This window comes from Ktedonobacter robiniae (genome assembly GCF_016587375.1).
GTDB lineage: Bacteria > Chloroflexota > Ktedonobacteria > Ktedonobacterales > Ktedonobacteraceae > Ktedonobacter > Ktedonobacter robiniae.
The window spans coordinates 3779895-3802360 of record NZ_BNJG01000001.1; the positions used below are offsets into that span (position 1 = coordinate 3779895).

A 22466-nucleotide genomic window follows, 5' to 3' on the forward strand; every position below is an offset into this window, starting at 1 on the left:
AGGAGACACGATGACGACTAAATTTGCCGTCGCGTATAGCGATTTGCGTGAGGGGAATGCGGCGGGGACAGCCCTGGGGGCCACTCTCCTGGAGAAGCTTGGCGGGACCCCAGATGTCATCATCATTTTTATTTCACCTGATTGCGACCAGCAAGCGATATTATCTGCGTTGCAGCGAACCTGCCAGCCTGAGCAGATGCTTGGATGTTCTTCAGCGGGCGAGTTTACCGGTGAGGTGCTGAGCGAGGGACTGGCTTGTGCGCTGGCGATACGTTCAGATGAGCTATTTTTCTCCGTGGGGCTGGGGCGTGAGCTGAGCAAGGGTCATACACAGGCGGGGCGCACTATTGTCTCTGCATTCCGCTATCCTGAGATGCCGCGGGCACTCTATCGTACAGCTTTACTGCTCACGGATATTCTCTCAGGTGGCGCCGAAGATCTGATCGCCTCGATCTCCCAGCAAACAGATGGAACGTTTCATATCTTTGGAGGCGGCGCTGGCGATAATGCGCGCTTTGCGCGAACGCCGGTCTTCTTTGGCACGGAAATCTACGACGACGCTGCCGTTGCCCTGGAAATCCTCTCCAAAAAACCGGTTGGGATCGGCTCGCACCATGGCTGGCATCCTGTTACCGAGCCGATGCTGGTAACCAGGGCCGATGGCTTGCGCCTTATTAGCCTGGACGGTCGACCCGCGCTTGATGTATTCCAGGAGTATGCCCAGGCCACTGGCCAGACGCTGGATCTTGCCAATCCTGTGCCTTTTTTCTTGCACAATGTCTTGGGCATAGATGCAGGGCTTGGCCTATACAAATTACGTGCGCCCCTGGCGGTACATGCTGATGGATCATTCACCTGTGCCACAGAGGTGCCAGAGGGGGCGATTGTCTCGATCATGAGTGGCGTGTTAGAGGCCGCGGTAGATGCTGCATCACAGGCCGCTCAAATGGCGTTGCGCCAGATGCACGCCTGTGAGCCGGGGATGACGCTCTTTTTTGACTGTGTCGTGACCCGCTTGCGCATGGGCGACGAGTTTACTGAGGAGCTACATGCGGTGCAACATATTGTGGGGGCCCCCGGGTTTGTGGGATGTAACACCCATGGACAGGTTGTCTCTGGTGAGGGACAGTTTAGCGGCTTCCATAATTGTAACGCGGTGGTATGTATCCTGCCTGCCTAAGGCCATATTAAACATGGCTGTGGAAAAGAGAGTGAAGGGATGTTTCCGGTGCTATGGCTCCGAATGAGTATGTGATTGCCTCAACCAGTATTGAGGATAGTTGCCTGGCGGGCCGAGCCCTGGGCTGGCAAATACGCGAGGGCTTAAGCGCCGAGCCAGATGTGGTCATCCTTTTTCTCTCCCCTCATTATGAGCACCAGGTCTTTCTCCACGCCTTGAAACAGACATGCCGGCCTGATATGCTCATCGGCTGTGCCTCCATGGGCGCGTTTACAAGCTATGTTCAGGGAGGGGGCATGGCCAGCGCACTGGCTATTCGCTCTCACGAAATGCTGTTTCAGGCCACTATAGCCAGGAATGCGAGGGCGGATGTAGCTCAGGCCGTTGAAGGCCTGGTTGCCTCCATCTCAAGCGCTGATAAGCATCCTACCATGCAGCGGACGCTCCTTCTCTTTGGAAACGGTGAGTCGGGTAAGCTTGATGTTCTACTGTCCCGCCTTTTGCGCCTCACACATGGCTCACATCAGCTCCTGGGTATGTATGCAGGTGTGAACACTCATTATCATATGGCGGTCTTGTATGAGACGGAAGCGCTTAGGGAAGGCGTGGTTGCCCTGGAGATCCTTTCGTCCAGGCCAATTGGTCTCGCATCCTTGCCAGCCTGGAGTCCTGTCGGCTCCCCAATGCTGATTACAAAGATACGCGATAATACTGTGGTGAGTATTGATGATGTAGCTCCGCTGAGCCTGTTTAGGCGCCAGGCTGAGGCGCAAGGTCTTGCCTGGAATGCAGGCAATGATGAAGAGATTATGCGCTTTCTGCTCAACACCCCACTCGGTATTGACGCTGGTATGGGGCAGCATATCTGTATGCCGTGCGCGTACACGCTTGCCGATGGCTCGGTCACGTTTCTGGAGCCGGTTCCCCTCCAGGGGCTTGTACAGTTTATGAGAGCACCAGCCTCCGTAGTCGTTGAGGCCACTGAAAAGATGACGCGCAGCGCCCTCCAGTATATGCATGGCTACGAACCAGGGGCCGCGCTTTTCTTTGAAGGCGAAGGCTATAGGCCACGGAGCGCGAATGATTTTCGCCTGGAGCTTGACGCTGTCCAGGGTGCTCTAGGTTTAACACCATATGGAGGGTGTAGTACACGGGGGCAATATGCGCGTGTACAAGGGCAGTATGGTACTTTTCAGCGCCATGCCCCACTCATCTGCATTTTTCCTCGGTAGTCATTGGCTAACCGATGCTACAGATCAGCCCGAGTTGTTGCTGTGCCGCGATACGAATAGCATCCACAAAGACGCCGGCATAGCTTGGCTGGACCTCGTCGATCAGGCGCGAAGTGCGTTTGCTTGCGCTTAACTGCCGTTCCTGCAAGAAGGTATGATAGTCAGCCTCAGCCTCGTGAGGATCAGGAATAGAGATATCTTGCAGACTAGAGGCCAGGAGGGCCGTTTCAGTCGGTGTCAGGTAGCCGATATAGTTGCCATAGGGATCACCACCCTGGTAGCCAAAGGGCATAGCGCGGCGTCCACAGGCCAGGAACTCAAAGAGCGCCATCGCGCGCACAGCATGAGATGCCAACCAGCCACGCAGGTGCAGTGTTGTTGGGAGGCGCCCAATTATGACGCCATTGCTCGGTACATCTACGTTGTCATCCGCAAGGAGCATGTGCAATGCCTCTTCTGGAAGGTGTTCATGTGGTGGCTGAGATGGTGTCTCCCATGGCGTGCTTTGATGAAGACTGTCGATGAGATCGTTTAGACCAGCTGATTGTAGGAGGGAGATGAGCTCACTGCTCTCCATTGGTGGTAAGGCTTCGCTCGTATTGACTGGAGAAGCAAGCTCTGGTGTCATCTCAAACTCTGGCGACATGTACCAGGGGAGACAGAATTGTTGGACCAGCGCTCCCCAGACGGTGCGGAGGGCCTCGGAGTCTTGATAGAGCTGAGGGGGATGTGTCTGAACATAGCGGTCGCTTAGCGGCGTAAATTGCCCTGGATCGCAGAGAAGTGCGTATTCTTGATGTGTATGTGGTCCACGAGGAAGACCCTGAGCAAAGGCTTTGGCGCGCGTCCAGGTGCGCAACTGGCGCATGGGCTGTGGCACAAATAATTCTTCTTGCGCGCAACGCGTTTGCTCAAACAAGTGGTAGGTGTGGGTATCATCGCCATCGACAAGCCAGCGAGCAAAGGCTGGCATAACACGCCCCGTATAGACCTCCCAGGCGAAACCTTGTATACGTACGATCATAAACTCTCTCTCGTTAACTACAACGCTAAATAGCTACAGTGATGAGGGAAGTATGAGTAAACACTTGGAAATGCGATCTGGTTACTAGGAGCGGCCTTGCTGACGATCAAATGCATGCTAACCGCAGCATCTATAGATGCTGTGTGTCAGTCAATGCTTATACCTGAGATACATAGTACCCGTGTAACCTCCTTTTTGCCAAGTGTATGGGCTGTTAGTAATGGCTACACGGGTACCGAAACAGACGGGTTTATGCCTTCGCGTCTTGCCCTGCGTTGTTGTCGTTTGTCTTCTCCTGATTGGGCATGACGAAGATGCCCATTTGTGCCTGCTGCATCATCTCCTCCAGGAAAGGATCATCCTGAAGTCCTGAGAAGGAGAGGGGACCCTGGGATGGCTTAGGTGGCCGTTGCTGGTTTTCCAGGCTCGCCTTGAGCTCAGGAGGCAGATCCATTGAGAGCGGCTGGAAATTGCCCGCGATATTATAGGGATGTATCGGGGGCTGTTGGATATTGGCAACTTGCCCTGGATGTTGGAGGGAAGCCAGGGGCTGCGAAGGTGCCACCGTCTGCGGGCCAGTTGGCGGGACGACAGGGTATGGTCCCGTTCCATTAACGCCATCCATCGTGACGGTGGGGTAGGCCCCTGAAGGGGAAGCCCCGGCCGAGATGGCCGCTAAGCGCGGTTGTGTGCCTTCTGTATTGGACATCGCTATCGTCGCAAATGGGTTGGTGTTTCCTGTGCCGCCAGGGGTAGGAATGGCGGGATCGATTCTGGTTGGCATTGCGGGAATCAAGCCACTGTTTGGATTGACGCGTGGCTGGGTGGGTGGCACCATATCCGACATGGGACCATTATTGGGATAAAGCCGTGGCTGAGTGGGTGGAACCATGGATGACATAAATCCCGGTTGTTGCATTCCGGGGGCATTATTGGAGAAGGCTGCACCATTTGGCTCAGCAAAGATATTTTGCAGAATATTATTCACCGCCGGGCTGGCAGGTGTACCAGACATGGGTCCAAAGACCACATTGCCTTCCTGAGGATCAATCCAGGGAACGTTGCGTGGCATCTGCTGGGCCAGGCCCGCTTTTTGATCTTGCTTGCGTTTCATGAGGAGGATAGACACAACTGAGGCCCCGATAATCACCATAAAGCCGATCCCCCCTCCAATGGGGAGAAGCATAGAGGTGCCATTGTCACCGCCCTTGTCATTCTCATTGCTCGTGGTTGCTGGCTGGGCGACAGCGGTAGGTGTGGGGCTATCAGGCTGGGTGGCCTGGGCCGTAGGCATCGCGGTGGCCGTCGCGGTTGCTTGAACTGTAGGCGTTGCGGTCGCCTGTACGGGAGGCGGAGGCGGTAGTGGTGGCGGAAGCGTCGGCTGAGGCTGCTGTGTGGGGACCCGAGTCGGGGCCTTGGTAGGCGTGGCTGTAGGGCTGGGCGAGGGGCTAGGTGTTGGTGTTGGCGTATCCGTAGGAGTTGGGTCTGGGTCAGGCGTTACATCTTGCGGGCTCGCCAATGCCGTGTTGACTGGTTGAGCGGGTGTTGATTGTGCGGAACTAGTATATGCTGCCCCGCGGTTGAGTGAGAGATAAGCGCAATGGCACCAATAGCAGAGAAGAAAAGTAGCGCAAAGCAGAGAGCCATCATCCGCAATGTCCACTGGGCGTTCCCATAGTGACGCTTTTTCACAGTTTCGAGCCTCCCGGCTTAAATAATAGCAAATACACACAAAATAGCCATAAAATAGCTTGGATAGCCTCTCATCGCGCTCAGATGGTATAGCGAGTGCCCTATGCATTGTGTATGACTGTACCATCCGCCTATCCACTGGCCTATATCGTGCAAGAGAATAGAAAAAAGAGATAAAACAAGCAAAGCAAAAATAAAAACAGCGCCCCTGGGCGAAAAATGAACAAAAACCGAGCAAAACTAAGAAGATAGAGGCAGTTAGCGCAAACCTCGTGGTTATAGTGTATGTATTAAGAGGGAGAAGCGTCAAGCTGTCAGCTAAAATGTACTATAAAAAACATGAATGGGTGAATATCAGTATTTAAACATTATAAGTATAAGAGCTGAAGAAAAGATATATAGAGTTACTAAAATTGGATACAAGAAAAGTGCTGCGTGTATGTGATTTCGTGGCTAAGAAAGAGAGGAATGCCTGGAGTGATCAGGTGGATACATGCAATGGGGCAGATATTTGTGCATCTGTGTATGGTTTAATGCCTGCCTGTATACTAATAGCAAATGTCAGGCGTCTTTCTTGAAGATGACCAGAGATTTGATCCCTGGCTTCTTGTAGCGAACCCTCGATTCTGGGTGTGGGAAGATGTGGAAAGTGTCATCACGAGATTGCACATCCTCCTGAGCACCTGCTGAAACCTTGAGGCAGGAACCGCTTATGGCTGTAGAACATCGGCTTGAGAGTATTATTACGACCAGCAGGCACAAGGGAGGACAACTGTACGAGGTTGAGCCTCCCAAAGAACTCCACGCCAGGCATTTGCTTGCCGTTCTCATGCTCGTGGTACTGGCGGTTTCAAGTTTCAATGGATTGCGCCTGGTACTGGCTGCTGGTGGCGTCTTCTGGCTGCTGGGATGGGTCTTTATTCTCTGTTATGCCTATGTCCTTTTCTGGCTGGGGCACAATGTTTCTCTGGCTGGTGGACATTTCGCCTGGATCTCGCAACTTGCCAATCAGCAGTGGGGCCGCTTAGCTGGGCTGTGCATCTGGATTTGTTGCATTTTGTTTATTTTTCCTACATTTCAAAGTGCTCTCCTTTTCCTCTATGCTGTCAACGGTGGCCTTATCCCCGATATAAACGCTGTTCTTTGGGGAGGAATGGTGTGCCTTGTTATGGCTACGGGCCTGGCCTGTATTCCTATGCGCTATCTAAAGCATATCTTGCTGCTGGTTGCTGCGCTCTATACAGGGATGTTTATTGCCGCGGGGATACTTGGTATCTGGTGGGTTGGAACTGGCCACCCGCCTGCGCTGGAGCATATCGTCTGGCAGAATCGTGTGCCACATCTTCCCAATGAAGGGGCCTTTGGCATGATTATCTGGACGTTATTAGGGATCGAGACGCCTTTCCTGTTGATGGACGAGGTAAAAGGAGGTGTCATACAGCAGCGACGTGCCTGTCACTTTATCTGGTGGGGGATACTTGGCCTGGCTATTGCATACACGCTGGCGAACCTGGGATTGCTGCTGATTGTGCCACCCAGATTTGCGGGAGAGGTAGGAAGTTTTCTCCTGATATTTACCATCTGTTTAGGCGAATGGGTGGGGTGGGTTACCCTGAGTGTGCTTGTCGTGAGCCAGGTGGTAATCGCGGCTGTGTGTCTCTTGTTAGCGGCTCGCATGTTTATATTTATGGCTCGGCAAAGGCTGTTGCCGCAAAAGCTGCTCTCCCTGGATCGTTCTGGCGTACCGCGTTATGGAATCATGGTTCAGGCACTTGTGACCTTTGTATTTCTGTTGTTTATATATGGTCTTGTACCACATTTTGTTTTGTTTCCTGCCGCGCCTGTTCCTGGCTTACGTATCTATATCATTACTGAAGCTATTACCACAATTATCTGGTTGCTTCCTACCGCACAATTGTTTGTTCTTGTCGCATGGTCCATGCTCAAGGTGGAGAAAAGGTGCCAGCACAAGGAGAGCTATGAAGGAAGAGCTATGCAGAGAGGGTATACAAGGTGGTTGCTTTTTGGAGTCTCCCTGGTAGGGTTACTGCTGGCGGTATATGGGGTGTTCTCTACCCTGAGTCACTCATGGATACCTGACCTGATAGCTACGCCAAAATGGATGTGTTACGTTGGTCTCTGGTCGCTGATATTTTTGATTGTCAGCTGGCTCTGCATTGAGGTTCCCTATCAAGGGCGTCGCCTGGCGGACTTGAAGAAATTAATCACGAGCGAGAGGCAGTTACGGCAACAATTGCAAGCATCCTACCATGAGCATGAATTCCTTGCTCTCTCCCAACAAAAGCTCCTCCAGAAGCGCGATCAGCTCTATTGTGAGCAACGGTTGCTAGCGATTACCGATGCTGTGACGGGTTTATCTAATCATCGCGCATTGATGATGCGCCTGGATGCGGCGTTTGCGTATCATGGGAAGCAGAGAGAACATTATGCGCTCTTTTTTATTGATCTTGATCACTTCAAGCATGTGAATGATCGGTATGGACACCTGGTTGGCGATTTGCTTTTGCATGAGGTTGGCGTGCGCCTGGCACGGGTGGTGGGGGATGGAGGAATCGTAGGGCGGTATGGGGGAGAGGAGTTTGTCGCGCTGTTGTGGGTGCGTGATTTCTCCCATATGCGCGAGGTTGCTGAACGGCTGCGCATGCAGATAATGAAGGAGCCTTTTCTCTGGCGGCAGGAGAGGGAGCCTGTCCCCATTTGTTTGCGGATGACGGTGAGTATAGGTGTAGCTGTCTATCCCTTGCACGGAACCAGGCGACAAGAGTTAATCGCCCTGGCCGACAGAGCGATGTACCGGGCCAAAAGCAGTGGACGTAATTGTGTCTGTATCGTGGATCCAGGCGAGAGGGTGCAGATTGCAAAATGGAATGGAGAGCAGAAGTCAGATGCGGAGGAAATGGCTCTTCAGGCTTTACTGACCATGTTAAAAGTCCATAACGAGCCAATATATTGGCATGGGCAGCGCCTGGCTGTGCTGGCTGAAGCCGTCGCCAGGCGGTTACATTGTCGCGAAGAAGATATCGCGCACCTGCGCGTAGCGGCCATGCTCCATGATGTGGGTAAGATTGCAGTCCCTAAGGAGATTCTCTTTAAAAAGGAGCCTCTAGACAGGTCTGAATGGAGGCAAATGAGGCAACATCCGATCATTGGCAGAGCCATTATGGCGCAGGCAGGGGGAAGCTTTTCTCTGGTGGCGTCGATTATTGGTGCGCACCACGAGCGTTGGGATGGCACTGGGTATCCAGATGGGCTGGAGCGAGAGGAAATCCCTCTCCTGGCACGTATTCTCAGCGTGGTGGATGCCTATGACACGATGACCTCTGTGCGCCCTTATCATACGCCAAAGCGAGTCGATGAGGCGTGTAGTGAACTGGTACAGTGTATGGGAGCACAATTTGATCCTATTGCGGTACGAGCTTTTCTAGAGGTGTTATCGCAACGCGAAACTGAGGCCTATTTGCAACATGTACGGATGAGTGAAGCGGTCAGTAGTAAGCAGAAGCAAGAGAGGGGAGGGAGCACCTAGCTCCCTCCCTCTCGCGAGGAAGATCTTAAGCGTAATCGTGCAGCAGATGGATCTGGATGGGGTGGCGTAGCGTGCGCAACGCCTTGACTTCTATCTGTCGGATACGCTCGCGCGTCAGCTTAAAGTACGCGCTTAACTCTTCGAGTGTATGGCAGTAACCATCATAGAGTCCATACCGAAGCTCGATAACCTGGCGTTCACGCTGGCTCAGTGTTTCAAGGGCGCGCGAAATATGATCGCGTAGTACCTGATGCGTGACGACTTCAGCCGGAGCCGCCGCATGCGTATCCTCAAGCATATCAGCGAGATGGTACTGTTCATCCTCAATAAGTGGCGCATCCAGAGAGATGGGGGCCTCTGCGATACTTTGTAGCTCTACCACACGTTCTTTTGTTAGATTGATGGCCTGAGCGATTTCTTCGGGGAAGGGGTCGCGACCGAGATCCTGGTAAAGCTGCCGTGTGATGCGTTTCATCTTGTAGATGAGTTCAACCACGTGTACCGGCACATGAATTGTACGGGTGTGCTCGGCGACTGCGCGACTGATCGCTTGACGAATCCACCAGGTGGCATAGGTGCTAAAGCGAAAACCTCGTTGAGGGTCGAACTTCTGTACAGCGCGAATAAGGCCGAGATTGCCCTCTTGAATGAGATCGAGGAGCGATATGCCTTGATTATTATAGCGTTTTGCGATGCTTACGACGAGACGTAAATTAGCTTCGACCAGGCGTTTTTGTGCTTCCATATCACCATTGGCGACGCGCCAGGCAATAGTAAACTCCTGTTCAGATGTCAGCAGTGGGAAGCGACCGATCTCGGCCAAATATTGACGAATGGCATTGTCGACCTCTCTATCGCTTTCTCCCTCAGTTTCAGCCTCTTCTTCCTCTTCGAAAAAGACATCGTCCTGCATTTCGTTCTGAGCTGCTTTCCCTCTGCGGCGTCGGGTTGGCCCACCTGACTCCTCATTTGAGGAATCTCCATCGAGGAAGCTTTGTTCGCTGGAGTCTTCTTTCTGCCCTGAAGTCTTGCGTGTTGAGGGGCGTCCAGGTTTGCGGCCTCGCTTGCCGCGACTCTCCGTGGTTAATTTGCTTGCACCCTGGTGTGTATGCTGACTGGCGGATAATCCTTCACCCGTCACAGAACTTTGCTCGGGAAAAGCGAGATGAACAAGTGATTCAGTCTCTTGACGTTGTGTACTGGCTACCATATACCTACTCCTTATACCTCAAAACCCATTCCACTAATTGGTAACCGGGACTGGTGATGCATCATAGCAGCCGTTGTCCTTTTCAGGCTGCGTTTTGGTGTGTGGGCTGCATCGCCTATGCTCTTATGCGGAAACCAACCCCATTCGGGGCTGCGGCGTCACTGTCGTGACCAGCGCACCCCCATTCGGGGACCACCTAACCCCCATTCGGGGGCACAGCGGCCGCACGCTCAAGTTTCCGAATAGGCAGTATGTCCAAAAGTTTTTTAGACACATCCCCCTATCTCTCTTAGTTGCAAGATGTGTGCCAATAGTGAGGTGCGAAGATATAAAAGTGTGAATGTTTTTATAAAAATAGATGTAAAGGGGCTTTAGAAGCTACTGGAGGCTTGATTGATAATATTATATATTGGCGCCATTTAAGCGGAATGGTGCATTTAATCTCAATGGAACACACCAGAAAAAATTTACGTGTATTGTGGATATATCCACAGTTTAACTGGTGATCTATTTTACTGCGATGCAAGGCCTCCATGCTCTCTCCATGAGAAAAAAGCCTTGAGCCACGTTTATTTGTGCTAGAGCAGACAAACAGTCGTTCGCATGCTGAAGGGGACAACTACTGTGGGACAACGCAAAAAAAAACATACAAGGTCTCTCCCTGCTTATGCGCATCAGGCGCCTCAACCTCCTATCCAAAATTTAGCGCAGCCTCAGACGGAGGCCCAGCCGCGGCGAGCGCCTGAACAACGAATGTCACAAAGGAACAAGCTTACTGAGAATATTACGCGTCTCCCTACTCGCCCCTCGGGGCAGCCTTCTGAGCGGCGCGAGACCTCAGCTCTTTTTGTTACTGAGAGCAGCCTCCAGGCACTCTCGCTGATCCTCGCGGAGACGTCTCCTGTGTTGTCGGCTGTAAGCAGTGAACCCCCTACATTAAGCACGGATGAGTATAAACAGGCCTTAAGGCGTGAGACTCCTGTGCCCCCAGCCCTTACCCCTGCTACACCATCTGGGACTATGCCACAAGCCGTTCGAGACGATGGACTTGCTCGGGCAACCAGTGCCGCTGCTATGCAGCCTCGGCGTGATAGACACAGCTCTCAGGCTGAACCTCTCTCGCTCTCTCGGCCCTCCTGGCCACATGCAAACGGCCCATTTAAATTTGGCTGGCGCGACGCGTTGCGCTGGTGGCTCCTCTATCCAGGACGCATGGAGTTCTTACTCTGGCTGCTTGGCTCCCTCCTCCTCACTATTGTGACTGGCGCCTTGATTGTGGCGGTGTTGTGGAGCGTGGGCTGGCTGCACCTGGCTGTATCCACATCTCTGATCCTGAATTAGAGCTTGCGTTGCTGATAAAGAGAAAGTCCCACTTATATCAGTATATGCCGGTATAAAAGCATGTATTTGTTATAATGTTTTTTGGGTTAAGTAAAGCCGAAATTTTTACCATCTATTTGTACATAGGCTGCTTGTTTTATAAGCATGGATGGGGATGTTGTAAAGTTGTAGGGAAGGTTGTTTCACGTTTATGAGGATGCGTTGGAAATCTCTCTCTCGTCGTGTTTGGGGTTGGGGGTGTGGCATAGTAGGGGTCGCATTGATCCTGGCACTCGTTCCCCTTTGGCGGGCCTGGCAGGCAGAAAACAGGGCCGCAGGCGCCGCTCCCATACGTCGTAGTACATATACCACGCCTGCCGCACTCCCCTGGCGTGCCGCTTCTGATCAGAGTGGGCACATATGGGTGACGTTTCCAGGGTGTGATCCCGCTCCACGTTGCGCGCATCCCTTGCCTGGAAAGTTGGCCGCCTTTAGCCTGGCCGAGAGGCGTTGGCAGCAGACCGTGACGTTACCCCAGGGCTTTAGCCAGCCGCTCAACCTGGTGGTGGATCGGCTAGGGCGTATCTGGTTTACCATGTTTATGACCAATGCTCTGGGGATGTATGATCCCGGGCTGAAGGTATTTAAACAGTGGTCGCTGAAGACCAGGGACGCTGGCCCGTGGGATCTTGCCATCGATAGTCAGGGGCATATCTGGTTTACCGAGCATTATGTCAATAAAATTGGCTCTTTTGATCCAACGACCTGGGAGATGGGGCGAGAGGTAGCAACGCCAGCATCTGATAGTCATCCATACGGCCTGGCTATTGATGCTCATGACACGGTATGGTTTACAGAGAATAATGATGCTGTGGCTTTGATTGCCTGTTACCACCCCAACACACAGGAGGGCTTACGCGAGTACCGTATTCGCTCAAGGGGAGCCTCTATGAGTGGTGTGACGCCGCATAGTATACGCGTGGCCTCGGATGGCAAAATCTGGTGGACCGAAGGCTGGGCGAGTGCTTTGGGAGTCCTGGACCCGATGCTGGCAGTGGCGGGGACCAATCAGGGAGTGAAGGAGTATTTCTATCCAGGTATGGGGGCGACTCATACCTCGGGACTGGCCATGGGCACGCGTGGGGAGGTATACTTTACCGATTCCTTGCGAGAAACGGTAGGGGTGCGTACACCAGATGGTCACTTCGCTTTTCTGAAGCTGGCGCCGAATGCCCATCCTCATGATGGCGTGCTCCTGATTGGAGGCGAAACACTCTGTGTGCTGGAAGAGTTCGCGAACAGGCTTGAGCTGCTCGCGGTGCCTCTGAGCATAACCCATCCATAGGGGCTTGCTCGACTTGTCTTCCTCAAAGTGGTACAATGGCCTGCGATGAGCACAGGGGATGCACACACCGCCCAAGAAATGTAAGGAGAGTGCCATGCCGCGAGGTCGGGATAAACACGAGACGCCTCAAGAGAGTATCGATAGTATTCTGCTGGCTGTGAGTAGGCGTGAAGATATCGATCATGAAACCTTGTCGCATTATTTTGATCGCTTAGATGAAGAATGGACACAAGGGGCACGTGAAAAGGTCTTGCATCTGCTGCGGAGCCACGATGTCTCCGCGCATACCGCGGCTATTCTCATTCTCTCTGAACTGGCGACCGACTTCGATCTGGAAGAGCTTGAGGACTTTGTGACGGATCCTACGGTCAGTGATATGGCCAAACTGGCGCTCTCGCCGATTCTAAAAGAGCTTGGCTCTGAGATGGCCGACGAAGGCCTGGTGGAATACCTCAATGATCCAGCCGGGGCGATGTTGCGCATGCAAATGAATCTGCTAGAGCTGGTGGGGCAGAGCGAGAAGGGTGTGGAGTCGGTGCTGGAAGATGTTGCCTCCATGCCGCTTGAACGCAAAATGGCCTTTATCAACTGGCTGGGGAACAGTAATGATCCACGAGCCGCAAAATTGCTGATCCCGTTGATGGAGAACCAGGCGGGGAAGGTTGTCCTGGCGGTACTTGAAGCCTTGGAGCAGTTGGGCGCGACCGCCGCGACCCAGACCATTCCCGCTTTAAATTACCTGGTGTCGACGACCTCTAATCGGCAGGTCAAACAACAAGCGCGGGCCGTGCTTGGGCGCTTGATGATGCATGCCTCACCAGATATCGAGATGGAAGGGAACGTGGTCGCGCTCCAGCATCTGCATCCCTACCAGGCCCGTGTCAGTTTTATCGACGGTTCGGGTGCTCAGATGGTCTTGCTGTCCTGGCGGCGTCCTGATGGACGGCTTAAGGGTGTCAATGTCTTTATCCATGACCAGTGGGGTGTGAAAGATTGCTATGGCATCGATGATATGGAGTTGGAGCGCTGGGTAGAGCTTACCAATGAAATGCAGGGCCAGGGCTTTGGGAGCTTCCATGTCTCCTTTGAGTATGGCCGTGCCCTTATTATAGAGCACCGTTCCCTATCGAAGCGCCTACGCCATAAGCTTCCCATTGCCTATAATGTCTGGCGCCCCCTGATTGAAGCACGCCCAGAGGAATACGAGGACGCGCAACATGCAGAGCAGGCTCCACCAGAGGAGGTCCTGCCCGCGGTGGTCGCGGAGCCTTTGACGCTTGACGAGAAGATGCGTGCCCTTGTCGCCAAGGGAGCGGATCTCTATAAGCTTGCCGAGTTTGCCTCCTGGATGTTTGACCCGGTTGCACGCCTGGAGCCCTATATCAATCGCTACTGGAGCACGCACAGCGCGCAAGAGCTCCTCTTTCCCCCTACCACAAAACGCAAGCGACGCGGCGTAAGCGAGGAGCAGGAGAAGCAGGTCCAGGAAGATGTGGTACTGAACGAGGCCATCGACGAACTGATAGATGAGCAGTGGCAGACTCTCTATGAGACGCGCCTAAGAAAGCAAGCTGCACTCTTCGCCTATGCCGGGCGCAAGAAAGAGGCTCGGCTGATGAACGCAGTTGCCGCGGCCCTACATCCTGCATCGGGCCTTCCGGCGCGTGAGCAACCCTTTGTGCGGATGTTGATGAAGACCTCGATTGAGCAGGGGCCCCTGCGTATGATGGTTGAGGCCCTCGGCTCAGGCAGTGCGGAACCACTCCCAATAGCCCTCTTTGGTGATGAACCAGGCGAATAAGTCCGGTTCTGATAAATGATGTGCTACGCCCTGGTTGCCGAAGACAACCAGGGCGTAGCACATCATTTATCAGAACAAGCGCCGTAGGCGCGAGAAGTCAAGCGCTACATGTTAGCGCGCCGAGGCCAGGGCGGGTGCCTTCAGAAGCTCCTGGGCCGCATATTCACCGCTGTGCATGGCGCCCTGAATACTGCTGGATTTGGTATATTCACCGGCCAGATAGAGTCCTTCAATCTTTGTGCGATTGCCTGGAAGCGTGTCATAGATACCAGGCGGTTGTTCGAATTGAGAGAAAGGGACGCGATAAACGGCGAGCAACTGCCAATGAGCGAGATTGCGCTCGGGGAACCAGCTCGCAATCTCCTCGCGGCAGCGCTCGGCCAGCGTCTCATCATCCTCCGCGGGATTTCCCAGAACGGTTGCGCTCAGCAGATGCTTGCGCGGTGGAGCGTACGTTGGCGCAATGTTCGTCAGGAGGACGGCGTTGTTGACATAGGCGTGCTCATTGGCGTTCAGCAAGATTTTGCGTTGAGAGTAGAGACGTTCATCGCCCGCGAAATAGACGCAGACCGACCCGACTGTCTGAGTTGGTAGTGGCTCCTTGAGCCAGCGAGCCGCGACCGTGCTGGGGGTTGCCAGGACGACCTGCTCGGCGTGAATTTCCTCGCCATTGCTCAGGCGTACGCCATTGATACGCCCTTCGCTGATGAGTAACTCTTCGACACGTGTGTTAAAGCGGATGCTCCGTGGGGGGAGCGCGGCTGCGAGCTGCTCAGGAATACGCTGGATGCCTTCGGCGGGGAGAATGATGTCTCCTGTTGAGAGCGTCTTAAATGTGAACTGAAACATGCGTGCGCTGGTGCGCAGTGAGCGATCCAGGAAGATCCCGCCATAGAAAGGACGCGCAAAGTTTTGGATAAACTTCTTCTCCGAGAAGCCCAGGCGGCGCAAGTAGTCCTCAGTCGATTCGTCCTGTCCCTCGGGCTGCTCTTCGCCCGCGAAGATTGCGCTGGTGGACTCCCCCACGAGCTTGTTACGCAGGTAGAGTATACGCGCTTTGTCGGCTGGCGAGATCAACGGATTGAAGATGCCAGGGAGCAGAGCCTTGGGATCGCGCAGGGGATCTGAAATTTCATAGCGTTTCCCCTTTTTGACCAGGATGGCGCCCGGCTCAAACTTGCGGATCTTGAGCCGCTCATAGTCGAGGTGACGGCTGGCTGCGGCGTACGCGGTAAACAATACCTGAAAACCACGATCCAGGCGATAGCCATCCTCATGGTAATCTGTGCGCATGCGCCCCCCAACCTGGTCCGTAGCTTCCAGGACCAGGACGTCTTGTCCAGCCTCTACCAACTTTTTCGCGCATGTCAGTCCTGCCAGACCAGCACCGACGATGAGAATCATCTTCAGCTCCTTACCATAATGGGTTCATCACTAGTCCAGTGATGAGCTTGGGATAGAGATAGGTGGATTTCTGCGGCATACGATCATCTGCCTGGGCTACTTCGCAAACCTGTCGCAGGGGTGTGCTATTGAGGAGCAGAGCGGCCTGCGCCTCTCCCTTTTCTACTGCAGCAAAGACGTAGTCCGCGTCATGTGAATAGCGCACATAGGTTCCCGCCGTCATATCTTCTGCACGTAACCCCAGCGTCTCCTCTAGCAAGAGGCGTTGGGCGATCGCGACATCCAGATGCTTCCAGGCCTCAGAATGCTCGCTCGTTTGCATATAGTGGCGGCCTTGCTCCGTCAAGCGCAACAAAAGTGCCTGCTCGTTAGCGAGGATGACAAACGCAGGTTGCTCCTGCCCGGCCTTCTCCAGGTGTGCGTTTACGTCCTTGCTGGTGCGTGTCGCGAGCGCCTCTACCGTAAAGTAGCGCTTGAGCTGCTCGCCCGTGAGTTGAGCTTGCATCGTGGGCGCCAGGTTGGTGAGCAGGCGATGAGTCGGTAGAACCAGCATGCCTGGATCGTCGACATCAATGAGCGACATCAAGGTGAAATTGGCGGCGTCGCCAGGGTGTAGCTCTTTGCGCTGCTCTTTCAGTTCGTCCCGATATGCCAGCGCTGTCTCGTAGCGATGATGTCCATCCGCTATATAGAGTTGACGCTCACTGAAGAAATCCTGGATAAGCGCAATATGCTGTTGATCTTGAATGGGATGGAGGCGATGTTCTACGCCCTCTTCATCTTGAAACTGAATCTGAGGATGTTCGGCGTAGGTCGCGAGCAGGCGGCGCATGCGACCCTGTGGATCCTCAAACAGGCTCATAATCGGACTCAGGTTCGTCGCGCATGCGCGGTAGAGATTGAGCCGATCTGCTTTGGCCTTTTTCATCGTGTGCTCATGCGGGAGGACGACGCGGGCGCTCCAGGGTTCAAGGCGCACACGAGCTAGCAGGCTGGTACGTGTATATACCTGGTCCGTGTGAGTAAATAGTTGCTGATAGAGGTAGTAGCATGGCTGCTCCTCCATATGGAGCACACCCTGATTGCGCCATTCAGAAAGATAGGCCGCGGCACGTGTATAGACATTGTCTAGATCATTATCGTGATCGGTAGTCTTGCCTAGTTCCAGGCGAATAATATTATAAGGATCACGCTCATAATAGCGCGCTTGTGCCTCTGGAGTGATAATGTCATAAGGAGGAGTAACCACGCGAGCCAGGTTCGACACGCGGTCCTGTGCATAGCGTAGTCCACGCAGCGGTCGTACATCAGCCATAAAACGGAACTCCAATCTCTCTATTTACTTCTTCTCCGAAACCCTGAGCGCGCTTGCCGTGTCACCGCTTGCCCCCGAATGGGGGAAGCTCTAGTCACGCCAGTGACGTTGGGTTTCGGAATAAGATCTTACTACCTAAAGGAAGAAGTTATGGATGTTGGCGTGTAGAAAGTGATCAATCTGCCTTGAAGATGTACCAGGAGGGTGTTCTTGACCCTGTCTGGGCTACTATATCTCTTGCTCATTGTATCACAGGGTCATCGACGGGAAGAAATGCAGCCTTTTCTGGTACAATAAGAAAAAAAGTTCAAGAAAAGGCTTGACAGAGGGATGAGGCTATGGTAGTATATCGCTTGTAGAACAAAGGTTCTAAATGCTCTCCCAATCCCCATAGACTCCTCCGTATCGTCCTCATTCAGCGGTCGGGTTCTCCTCTCTCTCCCTCCCGACCGCTGGGGGTGGTGGAACTAGAGGTCCCTGCTTCATCAAGCTTTTCATTTTATCCTTTCTCTCTTATGCACATACTGGTTATAAGCATCAAACGCTCGATCTACCCACAAGTCCTACTTCGTGCGAAACGCATTGACGTGCACTGATACGGTATGTAGACTGATTGTAAGAGATTAAGGCCTGAAAAGAGCATCTTTGGATGGGTACTAAAGAAAAGCGAGCTTCTATGGGTGTTCTTGCATGCATAATCGAATGGTAGATCGTATCTGGAGTTGCATATGCACACATTTGTAGTGGATCAGCTTGTAGGACAAATTGTAGGTGGGGATGACTACCTCGTCGAGCGTTTCTTGGGGAAGGGGCGTTTGCAGGCTGTATACCTGGCGCGCCAGATCTCTACACAGGAGCATGTTGCGCTCACACTTTTTATCATACCAGAGCATTTCTCCTCTGAAGCGTGTGAGCGTTTTCAACAGCGCTTTGAGCGCGAGGCAGGTAAACTTCAGGGGCTTAAGCATCTACATATTCTGCCCGTATATGCATATGGCATATACCAGGGCTATCCATATATGTTAACGCCGTATATGATGCATGGTTCGCTGGTAGATGTCATCAAGCGGAAAGAGCGCCCGGCATATACGGATGTGGCACAGATCCTTGGGCAGGTAGTTGGGGGACTCAGCTATGCACATCGACGTAATATTGTGCATGGGGCTCTCAAGCCTGCTAATATTGTTCAGAGTGCCCAGGAAACGATGCAGGTGGCTGGTTTCGGTTTGATGCATATCCAGCAGATGTATGGTATTGAAGAGCATAAGCATCCATTCGCGCATCTCCTGAGCGTGGCTGGCACGTTTGTTACACCACCAGCATACCTGGCACCAGAGGTTTTGCGCGGCGAGAAGGTTGATGTGCGCTCAGATATCTATGCATTGGGCGTGATCCTCTTTGAGCTCCTGTGCGGACGCGTCCCGTTTGCTGGGAAGAAGCCAGCAGAGGTCTTGCAGCAGATGCAGCAGGAACCTCTCTCCTCGCTGCGTGGGTTCTGTCCTGATATGCCTATCGCGCTAGAACTTGTGGTGAAGCAGGCATTAGAACAAGAGCCGCAGCGTCGTTTTGCGCAAGTGGAAGAACTCGCCGAGGCCTTTTCCCAGGTCGCGCGCGGCTTGGGAAAGAGCGCCCGCCCGGCGCCGTATAAGAAGCCTCAACGCGAAGACGAGCCGCTACAGGATGAGCGAGACCCCTGGCAGCTCTTGCCTCCCATTATTACGGGTAAAAGTCCTGCATTGCATATTTTTCCTGAACCGCAGAAGTCACAGCCTCCATTGGCTGCGCCTCTTGTGCATATGTTACAGGAGGAGCAGGTTGCCCGCTCTGCCTCAGTGCTACAGCCCGATGCCCTGGTGCTTCCGCAGTCTCCTCGAGCACAAAAAGTCATTCTTCCGCCTCCCGACGCTGTCGCTTCCCAACAATATGCCGAGAGCGAAATTGATCTACCTCCAGACAGAGGAACGCGGTCAGGAGCACAGAGAGGCCGAACTGCGCCGCGACGTGCTGCGTCGTCCTATGAGCAACGAGTCCAAAGACCGGAGGCGCAGGAATGGGAGCAACAGCCACCAGTATTACCTCCTCTGTCCTCCGGGAAGCGTGCCGATCCCTGGCTCTCCCTGGCTGGCGGTGACGAATTTGAGTGGTCGCCTGATGTACGTGGTCCGCAGAGCGTAAAACGTCCACTTGTTATCCCGCCTGGAGCTGGTCTGCAGCGCTCTGGCTCACGTGTTGTAAATCGGAGACGTGTGCTAGCGTCGCTGGCCACGGGCGGTGTCGCGTTGGCGGGTCTGGCATTTGTGTTGCATCCAGCCTTGCCAGGAATCCAGGTACAGCCTGCTCCCAAGACTGGCCAGGGCCAGACGGCAACCACGGGAACACAGCCACAACCTGGTTCTGGGGGCGCTCCGAAACCTGGAGCGGGCAATGTCGTCTCGCTGCCAGGAGTCAACCAGTTGCCAGCCAATGGCGCACTTAACTTTACCAATCCTGTGGATCAGAAGGCGAGTATCCTGGTGCATATGACAGATGGGACATTTGTGGCTTTTGAGCGCGCCTGCACCCATGTGGGGGTGAGCGTCAACTATGACAAGGGGACACAGATGCTTGTGTGCCCAGCCCATGGCGCAGTTTTTGATCCCGCCAATGGCGGGGCGGTTGTCCAGGGGCCCGCCACCAAACCCCTTCCTAAGCTGGCTGTAAAGGTCAATGGCGATGGCACGCTTATGATCTCGTAGCGGCACCAGGGGCAGGGCGCGGCGAATGTATGCTAGCTTGCTAACGGCTGTACAAGGCGCTACAATACAATCCTGTCTATTGTTGCTGCCTGGAGAGAAAAGGATCTGTGCTTCATGAACCCGACGCTGATTACATATCTTGGCCTCATCGTCGCACTGGCTATTTTAGGCTGGGGTGGGCTTGTGTTGTTGCGTTACTACCATAAACCGCGCGCGAGCACGCGCCAGCATACGCGGAAACTAGATGCATGGGTCCCCTTCAATCCGATCTCTTCCAGTGAGGAGGAGTACCTGGAAGCGATTGGCGAGGATGAAGAGGACTCATCCAGTCGCTTGCATGCGCGTGCGCGCCAAAACGGTCACTCGCAAAATGGTCACTATAATACAGAGCATAAGCAAACCCGCTAGCGATTAGCTTCTGCATAGAGAGGAACTAAGAGACAGAGACGGAAATAGAGATCAGAGCAGATCCTGGCCTCTCCTGGGCGAGCGGTAGCAAGCGGCCGCCTCAGCGTCTATTTACCCTGGCTCTCGAGTATGCGTGTGACCTCGGCAAGAATGTCCTCCACATTTAGGTCAGGCAGTTCTTCCGTGGTTGTCTGCTGAGAGGCATACTGCTCTGTATCGGTGCTCTCCTGACCTGACTGGAAGAATTCACGTTCACAGCCCTGGATGGCCTCCAGGATGGGTTGATTCTGTTGAATGATGCGGGGGAAGAGGCTATGATAAATACCCACTGTTTGCATGATGGCGCCAACTGCCAGCTGAAATTGCTCAAAGGAGAGATCGTGAGTGGCGAGAGGAATCGTTTCTTCCAGGCGTACCTCACCATCTTCGAGATCCATACCAAATTTTCCAATTGCGATACGATAGTTGACAGCCATCAATGCCTCCAGGCATTCCAGGCGCTTGCGCTGGGAGACGCGCATGAAGTGAGGCACGACCAGCATCAACTTGCGTAAATCATCGCGACGCTGTAGTCCGACGATTAAACGCCACTGACCATGCTCACCGTGAAAGACCATCTCTAACAATTCCTGCTGCTCATCGATGCGAGAGATCTTCAGGCCCATGCGATTGAGATAGTCTATAAGTTGTGGAATGCCAAAGCTGTGTGACATGAGGTCTCTGCTCCTTCGTATTTCCATGTCCAAAATATTGGAGAAATGCTGCTAGTTTGCGTTCTACTGAAGAAGGAGGGGGTAGAAGGATCGTCTCGCGACCGCCTCTCTTCTGCTGTGTTGCTGAGCAGCACCATGTGGTTGGGTTCTCACTGTCTATAGATGTAGATTCAGCTATTTGTCCAAGTATAACATATTGTTGTGCTCGTTTCAGGCAAAAAAACAGCCTGACAGAGCCGCTGAAAACTGGGAAATGAAGACTTGCATACGCTTTTGATGGAATATATACAGGCCAGATAGAAGTAATGTATGCTTATAGTACTGTTAGGTGCCCAGGGGGAAGGCTGATATCATTGCCCGATTATAACCCTCTATAGAGGACGTATCTATGGCTTTTCTTGCTCCAGAAAATGGAGAGGTAGAGCTAGAGACCAACTTTGGTCATGTCCTACTTTGATGAAGACGAGAAGAACTGTAATGTATAGTGCTGAGTGGAGAAACTAAGATGAGTATTGAACAGCAACAGACGAATACGCAAGCCTCCCTTGATGCTCGCTTGCAGCGTGGAGCGGAGAACGCGGTCAAGTGTATGGGGATCGGCGAGACTGATCGCGTCTTTATTATTACCGACGAGGCACGCCAGGGAATTGCGGACCGGATTGCCCAGGCGGCCCGCGTTCGCCACGCCAAGGTCGAGACTGTGCTCCTGGAGCAGTTTGGCTCGCGCCCACTTACCGTATTTACCGACGAGTTTCGTCAGACAATCCAACAGGCACAGCCGACAGTGACCTTCTATATCGCGACCGCGCAACCGGGCGAGATTAGCTTCCGTATCCCTTTGCTACCATTCTTGCAGCAACTGGGGGTGCGTCATGGGCATATGATTGGCATCAACGAGCAGTTGATGATGGATGGCATGTGTGCTGATTATGACGAAGTCTTCGCCATGACAAACAAGGTCTATGCGATTGTCCGCGAAGCGAAACATATTCGCGTGACCTCGCCCAAGGGAACCGATGTCAGCGCAACCTTCCACCCAGAGTGGAAGTGGATACCCTGCCATGGACGCTACACAACTCCTGGGGCTTGGGGCAACCTGCCCGAGGGCGAGGTCTTTACCGCACCTGCCAGCGTGGATGGCGTGCTGGTCTGCGAAGTGCTGGGAGATTTCTTCTCGGAGAAATACGGAGTACTTGAGCAGCCATTGACCATTAAAGTGGAAAATGGGTATATTACAGAGATCAGCAGTGCGAATAATGCCCTGGCGCAGGAAGTGCATGATTATCTCTTCTCGACGCCTAATGGCAATCGCGCGGGCGAGTTCGCCATTGGTACTCTGACCAGCTTAAAGCGATTGGTTGGTAACCTGTTGCAGGATGAGAAGATGCCAGGACTGCATGTGGCCTTCGGCAATCCGTATCCCGAGTTTACTGGCGCGGATTGGGATGCCAAGGTGCATGTCGACGTCATTCCTACCCAATGTACAATTGAGATCGATGGGCGCATCATCATGCGCGATGGAGTATTCACACTCTAGGTT

General features: G+C 53.4%; 15 protein-coding genes. 9 read left to right on the forward strand and 6 right to left on the reverse strand.

Annotated elements, in window-relative coordinates; translation table 11 throughout:
- The first annotated feature begins 10 nt into the window (after nucleotides 1–10).
- Nucleotides 11–1180 carry an FIST signal transduction protein gene (locus tag JMJ04_RS15795; RefSeq protein WP_201371418.1) on the forward strand — a complete coding sequence of 390 codons (1170 nt, stop codon included), beginning with the start codon at nucleotides 11–13 and terminating at the stop codon, nucleotides 1178–1180.
- Between the two features lie 53 nt (nucleotides 1181–1233).
- Nucleotides 1234–2412, forward strand: coding sequence for an FIST signal transduction protein (locus JMJ04_RS15800; protein ID WP_201371419.1), 1179 nt, complete (start codon nucleotides 1234–1236; stop codon nucleotides 2410–2412).
- Nucleotides 2413–2419: 7 nt separating this feature from the next.
- On the opposite strand, the gene JMJ04_RS15805 is transcribed toward JMJ04_RS15800, so the two are convergent.
- Both JMJ04_RS15805 and JMJ04_RS15810 read right to left on the reverse strand, forming a co-directional pair.
- Nucleotides 2420–3436, reverse strand: coding sequence for a hypothetical protein (locus JMJ04_RS15805; RefSeq protein WP_201371420.1), 1017 nt, complete (start codon nucleotides 3434–3436; stop codon nucleotides 2420–2422).
- Nucleotides 3437–3686: 250 nt separating this feature from the next.
- Nucleotides 3687–5099: a hypothetical protein gene (locus JMJ04_RS15810; RefSeq protein WP_201371421.1), complete on the reverse strand. Its 1413-nt coding sequence runs from the start codon at nucleotides 5097–5099 to the stop codon at nucleotides 3687–3689.
- A 741-nt stretch (nucleotides 5100–5840) separates the two neighbouring features.
- Between JMJ04_RS15810 and JMJ04_RS15815 the strand changes: the two genes are divergently transcribed.
- Nucleotides 5841–8675, forward strand: a complete 2835-nt coding sequence (locus tag JMJ04_RS15815) for an amino acid permease (RefSeq protein WP_201371422.1) — start codon at nucleotides 5841–5843, stop codon at nucleotides 8673–8675.
- Between the two features lie 25 nt (nucleotides 8676–8700).
- Here the strand turns inward: JMJ04_RS15815 and JMJ04_RS15820 are convergent, their stop codons facing one another.
- Nucleotides 8701–9885 carry a sigma-70 family RNA polymerase sigma factor gene (locus tag JMJ04_RS15820; protein WP_201371423.1) on the reverse strand — a complete coding sequence of 395 codons (1185 nt, stop codon included), beginning with the start codon at nucleotides 9883–9885 and terminating at the stop codon, nucleotides 8701–8703.
- 753 nt (nucleotides 9886–10638) lie between these two features.
- On the opposite strand from JMJ04_RS15820, the gene JMJ04_RS15825 reads away from it, so the two are divergent.
- From JMJ04_RS15825 to JMJ04_RS15835, 3 genes are all read left to right on the forward strand, one after another.
- A complete protein-coding gene (locus tag JMJ04_RS15825; protein WP_201371424.1) occupies nucleotides 10639–11226 on the forward strand; it encodes a hypothetical protein in 588 nt (195 codons plus the stop codon).
- 190 nt (nucleotides 11227–11416) lie between these two features.
- Entirely contained in the window at nucleotides 11417–12550 is a 1134-nt protein-coding gene (locus JMJ04_RS15830; RefSeq protein ID WP_201371425.1) for a Vgb family protein, read from the forward strand.
- A 94-nt stretch (nucleotides 12551–12644) separates the two neighbouring features.
- Nucleotides 12645–14351, forward strand: coding sequence for a HEAT repeat domain-containing protein (locus JMJ04_RS15835; RefSeq protein WP_201371426.1), 1707 nt, complete (start codon nucleotides 12645–12647; stop codon nucleotides 14349–14351).
- Nucleotides 14352–14462: 111 nt separating this feature from the next.
- On the opposite strand, the gene JMJ04_RS15840 is transcribed toward JMJ04_RS15835, so the two are convergent.
- Together JMJ04_RS15840 and JMJ04_RS15845 are read right to left on the reverse strand one after the other, a co-directional pair.
- Nucleotides 14463–15755 carry an NAD(P)/FAD-dependent oxidoreductase gene (locus JMJ04_RS15840; protein ID WP_201371427.1) on the reverse strand — a complete coding sequence of 431 codons (1293 nt, stop codon included), beginning with the start codon at nucleotides 15753–15755 and terminating at the stop codon, nucleotides 14463–14465.
- 10 nt (nucleotides 15756–15765) lie between these two features.
- Entirely contained in the window at nucleotides 15766–17070 is a 1305-nt protein-coding gene (locus JMJ04_RS15845; RefSeq protein WP_201371428.1) for a DUF1015 domain-containing protein, read from the reverse strand.
- Nucleotides 17071–17798: 728 nt separating this feature from the next.
- Between JMJ04_RS15845 and JMJ04_RS15850 the strand changes: the two genes are divergently transcribed.
- Nucleotides 17799–19805, forward strand: a complete 2007-nt coding sequence (locus tag JMJ04_RS15850; protein ID WP_201371429.1) for a protein kinase domain-containing protein — start codon at nucleotides 17799–17801, stop codon at nucleotides 19803–19805.
- Between the two features lie 114 nt (nucleotides 19806–19919).
- Nucleotides 19920–20213 carry a hypothetical protein gene (locus tag JMJ04_RS15855; RefSeq protein WP_201371430.1) on the forward strand — a complete coding sequence of 98 codons (294 nt, stop codon included), beginning with the start codon at nucleotides 19920–19922 and terminating at the stop codon, nucleotides 20211–20213.
- A gap of 107 nt (nucleotides 20214–20320) precedes the next feature.
- Here JMJ04_RS15855 and JMJ04_RS15860 read toward each other — a convergent pair whose 3' ends face one another.
- Nucleotides 20321–20926: a YbjN domain-containing protein gene (locus JMJ04_RS15860; RefSeq protein ID WP_201371431.1), complete on the reverse strand. Its 606-nt coding sequence runs from the start codon at nucleotides 20924–20926 to the stop codon at nucleotides 20321–20323.
- Between the two features lie 505 nt (nucleotides 20927–21431).
- On the opposite strand from JMJ04_RS15860, the gene JMJ04_RS15865 reads away from it, so the two are divergent.
- Entirely contained in the window at nucleotides 21432–22463 is a 1032-nt protein-coding gene (locus tag JMJ04_RS15865) for an aminopeptidase (protein ID WP_201371432.1), read from the forward strand.
- Nucleotides 22464–22466: the final 3 nt, after the last annotated feature.